Consider the following 14500-nt stretch of genomic DNA (forward strand, 5'->3'; position numbering starts at 1 on the left):
AGTCCACTTAGTGAGATATACGCTGACCAGCCCTTGGAATGGGGCTAAGCTATCTGCAGATCAGCACGCAAGGAATGCCCATGGAATGCGCATTCCCGGATTCTCAGACGCGACTGAATGATAGATCAACGTTTCAATGGTGAACGGCTGGTACACACCGCAGCGGCGCCATTAAGCGCGCCTCCGCTGCGGCCTGTCCGTACCACCTGCCGTCAGCACAGAGAGGGGCCCGGTTTTCGTGCCACATTTGGAAGAGCAAGAACTGTCATGGACCAGTTTGGACCAGCGCGCCGTTGACACGGTGCGTGTTTTGGCCGCGGATTCGGTCGAGAAGGTCGGGAACGGCCACCCGGGCACCGCGATGAGCCTCGCCCCGGCTGCGTACCTTCTCTTCCAGAAGCTGATGCGCCATGACCCTCGGAATCCTGACTGGATCGGCCGTGACCGGTTCATCCTCTCCCCGGGCCACACGTCCCTGACGCTGTACATCCAGCTGTTCCTGTCCGGTTACGGCCTGGAACTGAAGGACCTTGAGGCGCTGCGGACCTGGGGTTCGCTGACTCCGGGACACCCGGAGTACAAGCACACCGCCGGTGTGGAAATCACCACCGGCCCGCTGGGCCAGGGCCTGGCGTCCTCGGTCGGGTTCGCGTACTCCCAGCGTCGGATGCGCGGCCTGTTCGACGCCGATGCTCCCGCCGGCGAGTCCCCGTTCGACCACACCATCTGGGTCATCGCCTCCGACGGCGACCTGCAGGAAGGCGTCACGGCTGAGGCTTCCTCGCTGGCCGGCCACCAGGAACTGGGCAACCTCGTAGTGGTCTACGACGAGAACCACATCTCCATCGAGGACGACACCGACATCTCCTTCACCGAGGACGTCCTCAAGCGCTACGAGGCGTACGGCTGGCACACCCAGCGCGTGGACTGGACCAAGACCGGCGAATACGTCGAAGACGTGCAGGAGCTGTATTCCGCACTCCTCGCGGCCAAGGCCGAGACGTCCAAGCCCTCGATCATTTCGCTGCGGACCATCATCGGCTACCCGGCGCCGAAGAAGCAGAACACCGGCAAGATCCACGGCTCGGCCCTGGGCGCCGAGGAAGTCGCAGCACTGAAGAACGTGCTCGGCTTCGATCCCGCCAAGTCCTTCGACGTTGACCAGGACGTCCTGGCCCACGCCCGCTCCGTGGTTGACCGCGGTGCCGCGGCCCGCAAGGAATGGGAAGAGTCCTTCAACGCCTGGCAGGCAGCCAACCCGGAGGCCGCTGAACTCCTGCAGCGCGTCGAAGCACGCGAACTGCCCGAGGGCCTGGACACGGCGCTGCCGGTCTTCCCCGCCGGCAAGGACGTCTCCACCCGCGCCGCCTCCGGCAAGGTCCTCAACGCGCTGGGCCCGGTCATGCCCGAACTCTGGGGCGGTTCAGCTGACCTCGCCGAGTCCAACAACACCACCATCGAAGGCTCCCCGTCGTTTGTGCCTGCCTCCAAGCAGACCGACGCCTGGTCCGGCAACCCCTACGGCCGGGTGCTGCACTTCGGTATCCGTGAGCACGCCGCCGCCTCGATCGTGAACGGCATCGCCCTGCACGGGAACACCCGGGCATTCTCCGGCACGTTCCTGATCTTCTCCGACTACCAGCGTCCGGCGATCCGGCTCGGCGCCCTGATGGGTGTCCCGTCGCTGTATGTGTGGACGCACGACTCCATCGGCCTGGGCGAAGACGGCCCCACCCACCAGCCGGTGGAACAGCTGGCCTCCCTGCGCGCCATCGTGGGCCTTGACGTTGTCCGCCCCGGCGACGCCAACGAGGTCGCTGTGGCATGGAAGACCATGCTGGAGAACCACGAGAACCCGGCCGGCATCGTGCTGACGCGCCAGAACATCCCCACCTACGCCCGCGGTGAAAGCGAAGCCGACGGCGACACGTTCGGTTCCGTTGCCGGCGTCGCGAAGGGCGGCTACGTCCTGGCCGAAGCGTCCAAGGACGGTGCGACCGTGCCGGCCGACGTCATCCTGATAGGCACCGGCTCCGAGGTCCAGCTGGCCGTCCAGGCCCGCGAAGCCCTCCAGGCCGAAGGCATCGCCGCCCGCGTTGTCTCCATGCCGTGTGTCGAGTGGTTCAACAAGCAGGACGGCGCCTACCGCGAGTCCGTGCTCCCCGCCGCCGTCAAGGCCCGGGTATCCGTCGAAGCCGGGCTGGCCCTGGGCTGGAGGGAATTCGTCGGCGACGCCGGCCGTTCCATCAGCCTCGAGCACTACGGCGCTTCCGCTGACTACAAGCGCCTTTTCCAGGAGTTCGGCATCACCGCGGAGGCTGTCGCCGCCGCCGCCAAAGACTCCCTCGCTGGCCTGCAGGCCTGAACCCGATTCCAGGAGATACAAAAAATGACTACTCCCACACAGCAGCTCTCCGACGCCGGCGTCTCGATCTGGCTCGATGACCTTTCCCGCGGCCGCCTCGAAACCGGCACGCTGCGCAAGCTCATCGAAGAGAAGAACGTTGTTGGTGTCACCACCAACCCGTCCATCTTCCACGCCGCCATCACCACCGGCCACGACTACGACGCCGTCATCGCAGCCCAGGCAGCAGCCGGTGCCACCGTTGAAGAGACCGTCTTCGAAATCACCACCACTGACGTCGCTGACGCCTGCGACCTGTTCGCCCCCGTCGCCGCGGCGTCCAAGGGTGTTGACGGCCGCGTTTCCATCGAGGTGGACCCCCGCCTCGCCTGGGACACCGCCGGCACCATCGCCGAAGCGAAGCACCTGTACAAGAAGGTCGCCAAGGACAACGTCCTGATCAAAATCCCGGCCACCCTTGAGGGCCTCGACGCCATCACGGCGACCCTGGCCGAGGGCATCAGCGTCAACGTGACCCTGATCTTCTCGCTGGAACGCTACCGCGCCGTGATCAACGCCTTCCAGTCCGGCCTGGAGCAGGCCAAGGGCAACGGCCACGATCTGTCCAAGATCCACTCCGTCGCGTCCTTCTTCGTCTCCCGCGTGGATGCCGAAATCGACAAGCGCCTCGACGCCATCGGCACCGACGAAGCCAAGGCACTCAAGGGCAAGGCCGGTCTGGCCAACGCCCGCCTGGCCTACCAGGTCTACGAGGAGCTCTTCTCGACCGAACGCTGGGCACTGCTCGCCGAAGCCGGCGCGCTTCCGCAGCGACCGTTGTGGGCCTCCACCGGTGTGAAGGACCCGGCCTACCCGGACACCCTCTACGTCACCGAACTCGTCGCACCCGGTGTGGTCAACACCATGCCGGAGAAGACCCTGGACGCCACGTTTGACCACGGCACCGTCACGGGCGACACCATCACCGGCACCTACGCCGAGGCCAACGCCACCCTGGACGCCCTGGAGGCGCTCGGCGTTTCCTACAACGACGTCGTGGCCCTGCTTGAGTCCGAGGGCCTGGACAAGTTTGTGGCCAGCTGGAAGGAACTGCTGGGTGACGTCGAAGGCGCCCTGGCCTCTGCACGGAAGGCTTCCTAACCCATCATGAGCACACTCAGCTACGACGCCACCGGCGCAGCCCGCCAGGCACTTGAGCAGCACCTGCCCGCCCTGCTGGAAGACCGGGTTGCCACCCGGATCTTCGCGAAGGACCATACCCTGTGGGGTCCGGATGCCGAGCAGGAATCCGCTATCCGGCTGGGCTGGGTCGAGGCGGCCACCGTCTCCCAGCCCCTGGTTGGCGACATCCTGGAACTCCGCGATGCGCTGAAGGCCGAAGGCGTAACGCGCATCGTCCTCTGCGGGATGGGCGGCTCCTCGCTGGCGCCTGAAGTCATTGCGGGCACCGCTGGCGTCGAGCTGACTGTGCTTGACAGCACCGACCCTGAACAGGTCGGTGCCGCGCTGATGGACCGCCTGACCGAGACAGCAATCGTTGTGTCGTCCAAGTCCGGCTCCACGGTGGAGACCGATTCGCAGCGCCGGATCTTCGAGCAGGCTTTCACCGATGCCGGGGTCGACGCCAAGAGCCGCATCATCATCGTCACCGACCCGGGTTCGCCGTTGGACAAGGCTTCCCGGGAGGCCGGCTACCGCGCCGTGTTCAACGCCGACCCCAACGTCGGCGGCCGTTTCTCGGCGCTGACAGCCTTCGGCCTGGTCCCCTGCGGGCTGGCCGGTGTGGACATTCAGGCGTTCCTGGATGAGGCCGAGGAAGCTGCCGAGGTCCTCAACGAGGACGCCCCGGAAAACATTGGCCTTGCCCTTGGCACGGCTTTGGGCGGCACCAACCCGCTGCGTAACAAAATCGTCATCGCGGAGGACGGGTCCGGCATCGTCGGCTTCGCCGACTGGGCCGAGCAGCTCATCGCCGAATCCACCGGCAAGCTGGGCACCGGAGTACTGCCGGTCGTAGCCGGTCCGTCCGCCCCGGAGGTCACCTCCGGTGCAGCCGACGTCCTGGTGGTGCGGCTGGTAGCGGCCGACGCCGACGACGTGCAGCTCGGCGAGAACGAGGTCGCCATTGCCGGCGGCCTGGCCACGCAGATGATGGTGTGGGAATTCGCGACGGTAGTGGCCGGCCGGCTGCTGGGCATCAATCCCTATGACCAGCCCGACGTCGAGGCCGCCAAGGTGGCCGCCCGCGGCCTGCTGGACGCACAGCCGGAACCGACCCCCGCCAACTTCGTCGACGGCGCCATCGAGGTCCGCGGCGGCGACTGGCTGGGAGATGCCGCCACGGCTTCCGACGCCGTGTCCGCTTTGCTTTCGCAGCTCGCCGACGACAGCTACCTCAGTGTCCAGGCCTACTTCGACCGCCTGGCGTACGCTCCGTTCGAAGGCGTCCGCGACCAGCTCGCCGCCGTCAGCGGACGCCCGGTGACGTTTGGCTGGGGCCCGCGGTTCCTCCACTCCACCGGCCAGTTCCACAAGGGCGGACCCGCTATCGGCGTGTTCCTGCAGGTGACGGCATCGTCCGCCACGGACCTGTCCATCCCGGAGCGGCCCTTCACGTTCGGTGAGCTGATCTCGGCGCAGGCCACCGGCGACGCCCAGGTCCTCAGCGAACACGGACGTCCGGTCCTCCGCCTGCACCTCACGGACCGCGCCGCCGGCGTCAAGCAGCTGCAGGACATCATTTCAGCGCTTGCCGGCCAGGCAGCATCCCACACTGAAAATTAAGGCACCGAAGCAACCATGCCAGAAACTGAAAACGGCAGCAGGAAGTCAGCAGGGCGGGGCCGCAACCCGTTGAGGGACCCGCGGGACCGCCGGCTGAACCGCATCGCCGGCCCCTCGTCGCTGGTCCTCTTCGGGGTGACCGGGGATCTTGCCCGCAAGAAGCTCATGCCTGCCGTGTATGACCTGGCCAATCGTGGCCTGCTGCCGCCGAGCTTTGCCCTGGTGGGCTTTGGCCGGCGGCAGTGGGACAACGAGGACTTCGCCGCCGAGGTGAAGTCATCGGTCCAGGCGTACGCCCGCACCCCGTTCGACGAGGCGGTCTGGAACCAGCTGTCCGAGGGCATCCGGTTTGTCCAGGGGGAATTCGACGACGACGAGGCGTTCGAGCGGCTCGGCGACACGATCGAAGAACTCGACGCCCAGCGCGGAACGCGCGGTAACCACGCGTTCTACCTGTCGATTCCGCCGAAGGCGTTCGAACAGGTCTGCCGGCAGCTGTCCAAGCACGGCCTGGCGCAGGCCGACGGCGACAAATGGCGGCGTGTGGTCATCGAAAAGCCGTTCGGGCACGACCTCGAGTCGGCCCGGCAGCTCAACGACATCGTGGAGTCGGTCTTCCCGCCGGACGCCGTGTTCCGGATCGACCACTACCTGGGCAAGGAAACGGTCCAGAACATCCTGGCGCTGCGCTTCGCCAACCAGCTGTTCGAGCCGCTGTGGAACGCGAACTATGTGGACCACGTCCAGATCACCATGGCCGAGGACATCGGCACCGGCGGCCGCGCAGGCTACTACGACGGTGTGGGCGCGGCCCGCGACGTGATCCAGAACCACCTGCTCCAGCTCCTGGCCCTGACGGCCATGGAGGAACCCATTTCCTTCAACGCGGACGACCTTCGTGCGGAAAAGGAAAAGGTCCTGGCTGCGGTCAAGCTCCCCGATGACCTGTCCACGCATTCGGCCCGCGGGCAGTTCGCCGGCGGCTGGCAGGGCGGGGAGCAAGTGCAGGGCTACCTGGAGGAAGAGGGCATCCCGGCTGATTCCACCACGGAGACCTACGCTGCCATCCGGGTGGACATCCACACCCGGCGCTGGGCCGGTGTGCCGTTCTACCTCCGGGCCGGCAAGCGCCTGGGCCGCCGCGTGACGGAGATCGCCGTGGTGTTCAAGCGCGCACCGAACCTGTTGTTCCGGGATCACGCCGACGACGACTTCGGCCAGAACGCCGTGGTGATCCGGGTCCAGCCCGATGAGGGCGCCACGATCCGCTTCGGCTCCAAGGTCCCGGGCACGCAGATGGAAGTCCGCGACGTGACCATGGACTTCGGCTACGGGCACTCGTTCACCGAGTCCAGCCCGGAGGCCTACGAACGGCTCATCCTGGACGTGCTGCTCGGCGAGCCGCCCCTGTTCCCCCGGCACGCCGAGGTGGAACTGTCCTGGAAGATCCTGGACCCCTTTGAAGACTACTGGGCAAGCCTCGGTGAACAGCCGGAGCCCTACGCGCCCGGAAGCTGGGGCCCTGCCTCCGCCGATGAGCTGCTTGCCCGCGACGGACGAACCTGGAGAAGGCCATGATCGTAGATCTTCCCGACACCACCACCTCGAAAATATCCAAGAAGATCATGTCCCTGCGCGAGCAGGGCGGCGTGATCGCCCTGGGCCGGGTCCTGACCCTCGTAGTGGTTACCAAGTCCGGGCTGGAAGAGGAGGCCATCGAAGCGGCCAACGACGCCAGCCGGGAACACCCCTGCCGCATCATCGTGCTGGCCGACGCCGGCGCGAAGGCCCCGACCCGGCTCGACGCCCAGATCCGGGTGGGCGGCGACGCCGGCGCCTCCGAGGTCATCGTGCTTCGCGGCTACGGGGAACTCGCTGAGGAAAGCGAATCCCTGGTCGCGGCGCTGCTGCTCCCCGATGCCCCGATCGTGGCCTGGTGGCCGCACGGCGCACCCAAGAGCGCCTGCGAGACCTCCATTGGCCGGATCGCCCACCGCCGGATCACCGACTCGGCCAACGAGGAAGACCCGCAGCGGGCCCTGGACAACATCCGCAACACCTACAAGGCCGGCGACACCGACCTCGCCTGGACCCGCCTGACCAACTGGCGGATCCAGCTGGCCGCGGTCCTGGACCAGGTCGATTCCTCGCCCGTCACGGCCGTCGCCGTCGAAGGCGCCTCGGACTCGCCCAGCACCCTGCTCCTGGCAGCATGGCTGACCCTGTCCCTGGATGCCCCCGTCACCATCGTGGCCGACCCGGCCGGCACCGGCATCCGCCGCGTCCGGCTGAGCCGTGCCAGCGGCGATGTCCAGCTGTTCCGTCCCGGCCTGTCCGTGGCCGAACTGACGCAGCCCGGCCAGCCGGCGCAGCGCATCTCGCTGCCGCGCCGCAGCCTCCGCGACTGCCTCGCCGAAGAACTCCGCCGCCTCGACCCCGACGAAGTCTTCGGTGAAGTGATTACTATTGGACTGCCCCGTACAAACCTAAGGAGTGTCCGTCCCAGTGAGCGCTGATCCCCGAGTAAGCATCCACCCTGACTCATCCGTCCTGATGGCGGCCATTGCGGCGCGGCTCATCACCAAACTCGTGGATGTCCAGGACAAACACGGTGAGGCGACAGTGGTGCTCACGGGCGGCACTGTGGGCATCGGAACCCTCAAGGCGGTTGCTGACTCCGCGGCGGCGCCGGCCGTGAACTGGTCGAAGGTCAACTTCTGGTGGGGCGACGAGCGCTTCGTGGGCAGCAGCGACAACGACCGCAACACCCTCCAGGCCCACGAGGCGCTGCTGTCGCGTATTCCGGTGGATCCGGAACGGGTGCACCAGCCGGGGTCCACTGACGACTTCGACAGCCCGGAGGAGGCTGCGGCTGACTACGCGCGCCGCCTGGCCGAAGCGGCAGCCGCGGAGCACGCGGCCGACATGTCCGATGACCGTCCGGCGAACCCGGGCACGCTTCCCCGGTTCGATGTGGTACTGCTCGGTGTGGGTCCGGATGCCCATGTGGCCTCGTTGTTCCCCGAGCAGGCTGGCATCCGCGAGAAGGAGCTCACTGTTGTGGGTGTCCGGAATTCGCCCAAGCCGCCCCCGGAACGGATTTCCCTCACCCTGCCCGCGATCAACACCGCCAGTGAAGTCTGGATGGTTGTTGCAGGCGAGGACAAGGCCGGCGCCGTCGGACTGGCTCTGGCGGGCGCAAACCCCGTTCAGGTCCCGGCGGCAGGACCGACCGGACGCTCACGGACCCTGTGGCTCATCGACGAGAACGCCGCTTCCAGGGTTCCGGAGCAGCTAGTCCGAAAAGGTCCCGCGGGCTCTTAGCCGTTCCAACGCTCCAGCCAGTACGTCTTCGGCGTCCTGGCTGGAGCGTCGTTCTTTAACGTACTCAAGGTGGCTCTTGTAGCCCTCGTCGGGACGGTGTGGAAGCTCCGCCGGGGACTCGTCCCGCGTCGCTGTGCCCCCGCAGCGGCGGCAGTCCCACACGACCGGGATCTGGTCCTCCGGGAGCTTAATGAAAACAGGCCGCGTCTCGTGTCCCTTGGCGCACCAATAGGAAACACGAATACGCGGCAACCGCTCACCGACAAAATCATTAGGCTGGATGTTGGGGCCCGACCCCTCTGTTACACCCACGCGGGTTCCCCGAAACCCTGAAGTAGCATGCACCATCGGGAACTCCTGGCTACTCGACTGACGGACTGTTGCAAGCAACAGCCACAGTTTAGTTCGGAGTTCCCGACGGCGGCAGGGCCGTTAGTACCGGTCGTGTAAATTCCCGGGAAATTCCGGGCCCGGTGTGTATCCGGCAGAAACTGCTAGGAGTCCCCGCCCGAGGAAAAGCGCATCAGCAGGCCAAGGGCGATGATAACAACGCCCCACGTGATGCCGAGGATAACCGTGAACCTGTTCAGGTTCCGTTCCGCCACGCCTGACGAGCTGAGGCCCGAGCTCATGCCGCCGCCGAACATGTCCGACAGACCGCCGCCCCGTCCCTTGTGGAGCAGGATGAGCAGCGTCAGCAGGAGGCTGGTGATGCCCAGGAGGATCTGCAGAATGACATGAAGAACGTCCACGACGGCCTTTCAGAAGTTGATGATTGCGGAGGTCAAGCCTTGTGTCCGGACTAATCCGTCAGCAGGTGACTCTCGAACCTGACAATATTAGCAAACTCAGCGGGATCGAGGCTGGCCCCGCCAACCAACACGCCGTCAACGTCGCGTTCGTCCAGGATGGCCGCCACATTGTTGGCCTTGACCGAACCGCCGTAGAGCAGGCGGACCTTCGCAGCAACTTCGTCGCCAAACAGGGTGGTCAGTTCAGCACGGATGGCTGCGCACATTTCCTGCGCGTCCTCCGGGCCTGCCACCTCGCCGGTGCCGATGGCCCAGACGGGTTCGTAGGCAACCACAAGGGCGGCTGCTTCTTCGGCTCCGAGGCCCTCGACGTCGGCGCGCAGCTGGTCCAGCGTGTGCTGGACGTGCGTGCCGGCCTGCCGGATCTCGAGGCCCTCGCCGACGCAAAGCACCGGTGTAACCCCGTGGCGGTAGGCGGCCTTGACCTTGGCGTTGAGGACATCGTCCGACTCGTTGTGGATGGTGCGGCGTTCGCTGTGGCCCACCAGGACGTACTTGCAGCCCAGCTTGTTCAGGAACTGGCCCGAAATGTCACCAGTGTAGGCGCCCGAATCGAACTGCGACAGGTCCTGGCCACCGTAGACAACGTCCAGCTCATCGCCCTGGACCAGGGTCTGAACGCCGCGAAGGTCTGTGAACGGGGGGAAAACAGCAACTTCAACGCGGCTGTAATCATGCTTGGCATCGGACAGAGTCCAGGCCAGTTTCTGCAGCAGCGTGATGCCCTGGACGTGGTCCATGTTCATCTTCCAGTTGCCGGCAATGAGGGGCGTGCGGTCGAACTTGCCATTCGTTGACGTTGTCACGTGTTCTCCAAAAAGTGCTTGTCATGTGAACAGCCGGCAGGGCGCCCGAGATATTCGGTAGGGCGCCCTGCCGGCTGGAGGATCTAGCGGTCCAGGACGCTGAGGCCCGGCAGTTCCTTGCCTTCGAGGTACTCCAGGCTGGCGCCGCCACCCGTGGAGATGTGACCGAACTGGTCGTCGGCGAAGCCCAAGGTACGGACAGCAGCCGCGGAGTCGCCGCCGCCAACCACCGTGAAGGCATCCGCTTCCGTGAGGGCCTGGGCGATGGCACGGGTGCCGCCGGCAAAGGCTTCGAATTCGAAGACGCCCATGGGGCCGTTCCAGAACACGGTTTTGGCGCCCTTGATCCGGTCCGCAAATGCGGCGGCCGAATCGGGTCCGATATCCAGGCCGATGCCCTGGGCACCGAAGCTGCTGCCCTCGATGCCGTCAGCCGGGACCGTCTCGTGATCAGCGTCCGCGGCGAACTTGCCCGCCACTTCAACGTCAGTGGGCACGATGAACTCGGTGCCGGCGTCGGCCGCCCGCTTCAGGTAGTCCTGTACAACGGGGATCTGGTCTTCTTCCAGCAGGCTGCCTGCCACCTTGTGGCCGGCAGCTGCGAGGAAGGTGAACAGCATGCCGCCGCCGACCAGGATCGTGTCGGCCTTACCGATCAGGTTGTCGATGACCGCAAGCTTGTCCGAGACCTTGGATCCGCCGAGGACAACGACGTAGGGCCGCTGGGTGTCGGTGGTGAGCTTGCGCAGCACCTCGACCTCCGTGTGCACGAGGTCGCCCTGGTAGGACGGCAGCCGGGTGGCGACGTCGTACACGCTGGCGTGCTTGCGGTGGACGGCGCCAAAGGCGTCATCCACGTAGGCGCCGTTGTCTCCGGTCAGCGCAACCAGTTCATCCGCGAAGGCGCCGCGCTCGGCGTCGTCCTTGCTGGTCTCACGGGCGTCGAACCGGACGTTCTCAAGGATCAGCGCTTCGCCGTCCTGCAGCGACGCGGCCAGCTCCTTTGCCGAGGCACCGACGGTGTCCCCGGCAAGGGTGACCTTGAAGGAGGCCAGTTCGGCCAGCCGCGTCGCGGCCGGCTTGAGGGAATATTTCTCCTCCGGGGCGCCCTTGGGGCGTCCGAGGTGGGCTGTGACCAGCACGCGGGCACCGGCGTCCGTGAGCTTCGTCAGTACTGGCAGGGAGGCCTGGATGCGGCCGTCGTCAGTCACTTCAGAGCCGTCGAGCGGCACATTCAGGTCACTTCTGACCAGAATGTACCGCCCGCGGACACCATCAGCGATCAGTTCGTTGAGGGTGTGGAATGTCATGTGTCTAACCCTAGCCCAGCTTGGATGCGACGAGCTCCGTGAGGTCGACAAGCCGGTTCGAGTAGCCCCATTCGTTGTCATACCAGGAAACAACCTTGACCTGGTTGCCAATGACCTTGGTCAGTCCTGAGTCGAAGATGGAGGATGCGGGGTCGCCGACGATGTCCGAGGAGACGATCGGCTCATCCGTGTAGGTCAGGAAGCCCTGGAGGGCCTCGGACTCAGACGCCTTCTTCAGGGCTGCGTTGACTTCCTCAACGGTGGTCTCGCGCGAAACGGTGACCGTAAGGTCGGTTGCGGAGCCGGTGGGGACCGGTACGCGGATGGCGTAGCCGTCCAGCTTGCCCTTGAGCTCCGGGAGCACCAGGCCGATGGCTTTGGCCGCACCGGTGGAGGTGGGGACCATGTTGATGGCGGCGGCGCGGGCGCGGCGGAGGTCGTTGTGCGGGCCGTCCTGCAGGTTCTGGTCGGCCGTGTAGGCATGGATCGTGGTCATCAGGCCGCGTTCGATGCCGAACTCGTCGTTGATGACCTTGGCCAGGGGGCCGAGGCAGTTCGTGGTGCAGGAGGCGTTGGAGATGATGTTGTGGGCTGCGGAGTCGTAGAGCTCGTGGTTCACGCCCATCACAATGGTGATGTCCTCGTCGGAGGCGGGGGCGGAGATCAGGACCTTCTTGGCGCCGGCGTCGATGTGCTTCTGCGCAGCGGCGGCCTTCGTGAAGAAGCCGGTGGACTCGATGACGATGTCAACACCGAGCTCGCCCCACGGGAGGTTGGCGGGATCGCGCTCGGCCAGGACCTTGATGACGTTGCCGTTGACAACGATGTTGCCGTCCTTGACCTCGACGGTTTCCTTCAGGCGGCCGCCGACGGAGTCGTACTTGAGCAAGTGGGCCAGCGCTTCGGGGCTGGTGAGATCGTTGACGGCAACGATTTCGAGGTCCGCACCCTGTGCGAGTGCAGCGCGGAAGTAATTGCGGCCAATGCGGCCAAAGCCGTTGATACCAATACGGGTCGTCACTTTTTTAGTCTCCTTGGTGCTTGTAGAAGCACAACTAGTTAAGCGGGCGTTCAAGCCAACTAACAGATCCCGCACGCCATTGGGCAGAGATGATTACCAGATCGGAGGGCGACCAGCCACATTGCTGAAGGCTAACCGCCTTCCGTGATCCATCTTACGTTTAAGAAGGTCTGCCCCCGCAAGTGCGGGGGCAGACCGTCCACGATTCGGCCCGAAACGGCCCAAATGTGAACTTTGTTACATGTGGATGTCTTCCACATCACACCAGAAGCGCATTACAGGGTAATGAGGCCCGTTGCGTTCTTGCGTGCACCTTCGAAGCGCTTGGCGACGTCGGCCCAGTTCACGATGTTCCAGAAAGCCTTGACGTAGTCGGCCTTGACGTTGACGTAGTCCAGGTAGAAGGCGTGCTCCCACATGTCGAGCATCAACAGCGGAGTGGTGCCGAGCGCCACGTTGCCCTGCTGATCGTAAAGCTGCTCGATGACCAGGTTTCCGCCGATGGGCTCGTAGGCCAGGAAGCCCCAGCCGGAGCCCTGCAGGCCGAGTGCTGCGGCGCTGAACTGAGCGCGGAACGCGTCAAAGGAACCGAAGGCGTCGTCGATGGCTGCTGCCAGCTCGCCCTCGGGCTTGTCGCCGCCGTCCGGGGACAGGTTGTTCCAGAACACGGAGTGGTTGACGTGGCCGCCGGTGTGGAAGGCCAGGTCCTTCGAAAGGCGGTTGATGTTGGCGAAGTCGCCCTTTTCGCGTGCCTCGGCCAGCTGCGCCAGCGCGTTGTTGGCGCCGGCAACGTAGGCAGCGTGGTGCTTGCTGTGGTGCAGCTCCATGATGCGTGCGGAGATGTGGGGCTCCAGCGCTGCGTAATCGTAGCTGAGTTCAGGCAGTACGTACTCGGTCACAAAATCCTCCAATGTCGTGGACAGGTTGTCCGGTTTGGTAACTCTCGGATTGTGCATCCGGATGACAGGTCACCCGGAAATCTATAGGGGACGGAATCCGGCGGGATCCGGCAGGCCATGGCTCCCAGGGGGCACAACCGCCGAACGCCGCGAGGTATTTCCGTCACCCGGTCTCGATTCTAGGGGCGCCGCTACTCGTCCAGCATTTCCGGCGTCACATTGGCCTCGGTCCCGGGAATCCCCAGGTCCAGGGCACGTTTGTCCGCCATTGCCAGCAGCCTGCGGATCCTGCCGGCGATGGCGTCCTTGGTCATGGGCGGATCAGCCAGACGGCCGAGTTCGTCAAGGCTCGCCTGCTTGTGGGCCACACGGAGCTCACCGGCATATTTGAGGTGATCCGGGACGTCGTCTCCGAGGATCTCCAGGGCGCGGTCCACCCTGGCGCCGGCGGCCACCGCGGCCTGGGCGGAGCGGCGGAGGTTGGCGTCGTCGAAGTTGGCCAGCCTGTTGGCGGTGGCGCGCACCTCTTTGCGCATGCGGCGCTCTTCCCACACCATCAGCGCGTCGTGGGCACCCATCCGCGTGAGCAGGGCGGCGATGGTATCACCGTCCCGGATGACCACCCGGTCCACTCCCCTGACCTCTCGTGCCTTGGCCTGGATGCCGAGCCGGCGGGCCGCGCCGACCAGTGCAAGGGCAGATTCAGGACCGGGGCAGGTGACCTCCATGGCCGAGGACCTCCCCGGCTCTGTCAGCGACCCGTGGGCAAGGAACGCGCCGCGCCATACGGCCTCGGCGTCGGCGGCCGAGCCGTTGACCACCGCCGAAGGCAGGCCCCGGACGGGGCGGCCGCGCGCGTCCAGCAGCCCGGTCTGGCGTGCCAGCGCCTCACCGTCGCGCACCACCCGCACCACGTACCGGTTGCCGCGGCGGAGACCGCCGCCGGAGACCACGATGATCTCGCTCTGGTGGCCGTACACCTCGGCGATAGCGGCACGCAGCCGGCGCGCCGTGGAGGCGAGATCGACCTCGGCCTCAATGACGATCCGGCCCGAGATAATGTGCAGGCCGCCGGCGAAGCGCAGCATTGCGGAGACTTCAGCCTTGCGGACCGAGGACTTCTTTATGTCCAGGCGGGACAGTTCTTCCTTGACTGATGATGTCAGTGCCATGGCACCT

The 14500-nt window shown here is 65.7% G+C and carries 13 protein-coding genes; 6 read left to right on the top strand and 7 right to left on the bottom strand.

What is annotated here, in order from left to right; genetic code table 11:
- Nucleotides 1–247: 247 nt before the first annotated feature.
- Genes tkt through pgl form a run of 6 tightly spaced genes read left to right on the top strand, consistent with a single transcriptional unit; the run spans nt 248 to nt 8473 of the window.
- Nucleotides 248–2365: a transketolase gene (gene tkt / locus AC1DRE_RS00780; protein WP_476983320.1), complete on the top strand. Its 2118-nt coding sequence runs from the start codon at nt 248–250 to the stop codon at nt 2363–2365.
- A 24-nt stretch (nt 2366–2389) separates the two neighbouring features.
- The gene (gene tal, locus AC1DRE_RS00785; RefSeq protein ID WP_476982905.1) at nt 2390–3505 is read left to right on the top strand and encodes a transaldolase; all 1116 of its coding nucleotides are present in this window, start codon (nt 2390–2392) and stop codon (nt 3503–3505) included.
- 6 nt (nt 3506–3511) lie between these two features.
- Nucleotides 3512–5149 (top strand): glucose-6-phosphate isomerase, encoded by a 1638-nt coding sequence (locus tag AC1DRE_RS00790; RefSeq protein ID WP_476982906.1) that lies wholly within the window; start codon nt 3512–3514, stop codon nt 5147–5149.
- Nucleotides 5150–5164: 15 nt separating this feature from the next.
- Nucleotides 5165–6727 carry a glucose-6-phosphate dehydrogenase gene (zwf, locus tag AC1DRE_RS00795; RefSeq protein ID WP_476982907.1) on the top strand — a complete coding sequence of 521 codons (1563 nt, stop codon included), beginning with the start codon at nt 5165–5167 and terminating at the stop codon, nt 6725–6727.
- Complete coding sequence (locus AC1DRE_RS00800) at nt 6724–7665, top strand: glucose-6-phosphate dehydrogenase assembly protein OpcA (RefSeq protein ID WP_104174190.1); 942 nt, start codon at nt 6724–6726, stop codon at nt 7663–7665. The genes zwf and AC1DRE_RS00800 overlap by 4 nt, the downstream gene beginning before the upstream one ends.
- Nucleotides 7655–8473 carry a 6-phosphogluconolactonase gene (pgl, locus tag AC1DRE_RS00805; protein ID WP_476982908.1) on the top strand — a complete coding sequence of 273 codons (819 nt, stop codon included), beginning with the start codon at nt 7655–7657 and terminating at the stop codon, nt 8471–8473. Before AC1DRE_RS00800 ends, pgl begins: the two co-directional genes overlap by 11 nt.
- Here pgl and AC1DRE_RS00810 read toward each other — a convergent pair.
- From AC1DRE_RS00810 to whiA, 7 genes are all read right to left on the bottom strand, one after another.
- Nucleotides 8444–8821, bottom strand: a complete 378-nt coding sequence (locus AC1DRE_RS00810; RefSeq protein WP_476983321.1) for an RNA polymerase-binding protein RbpA — start codon at nt 8819–8821, stop codon at nt 8444–8446. The genes pgl and AC1DRE_RS00810 overlap by 30 nt on opposite strands.
- 146 nt (nt 8822–8967) lie before the next feature.
- Nucleotides 8968–9225: a preprotein translocase subunit SecG gene (gene secG, locus AC1DRE_RS00815; protein ID WP_104174187.1), complete on the bottom strand. Its 258-nt coding sequence runs from the start codon at nt 9223–9225 to the stop codon at nt 8968–8970.
- A 50-nt stretch (nt 9226–9275) separates the two neighbouring features.
- On the bottom strand, nt 9276–10091 hold the full coding sequence (gene tpiA, locus AC1DRE_RS00820) for a triose-phosphate isomerase (protein ID WP_476982909.1): 816 nt from the start codon (nt 10089–10091) through the stop codon (nt 9276–9278).
- Nucleotides 10092–10174: 83 nt separating this feature from the next.
- Nucleotides 10175–11401 (bottom strand): phosphoglycerate kinase, encoded by a 1227-nt coding sequence (locus tag AC1DRE_RS00825; RefSeq protein WP_476982910.1) that lies wholly within the window; start codon nt 11399–11401, stop codon nt 10175–10177.
- Nucleotides 11402–11411: 10 nt separating this feature from the next.
- Complete coding sequence (gene gap, locus AC1DRE_RS00830; RefSeq protein ID WP_104174184.1) at nt 11412–12422, bottom strand: type I glyceraldehyde-3-phosphate dehydrogenase; 1011 nt, start codon at nt 12420–12422, stop codon at nt 11412–11414.
- A 275-nt stretch (nt 12423–12697) separates the two neighbouring features.
- On the bottom strand, nt 12698–13321 hold the full coding sequence (locus tag AC1DRE_RS00835) for a superoxide dismutase (protein ID WP_104174183.1): 624 nt from the start codon (nt 13319–13321) through the stop codon (nt 12698–12700).
- Between the two features lie 191 nt (nt 13322–13512).
- Complete coding sequence (gene whiA, locus AC1DRE_RS00840) at nt 13513–14493, bottom strand: DNA-binding protein WhiA (RefSeq protein ID WP_011691931.1); 981 nt, start codon at nt 14491–14493, stop codon at nt 13513–13515.
- Nucleotides 14494–14500 lie beyond the last annotated feature (7 nt).

It is taken from the genome of Arthrobacter sp. P4_H3 (assembly GCF_056400885.1).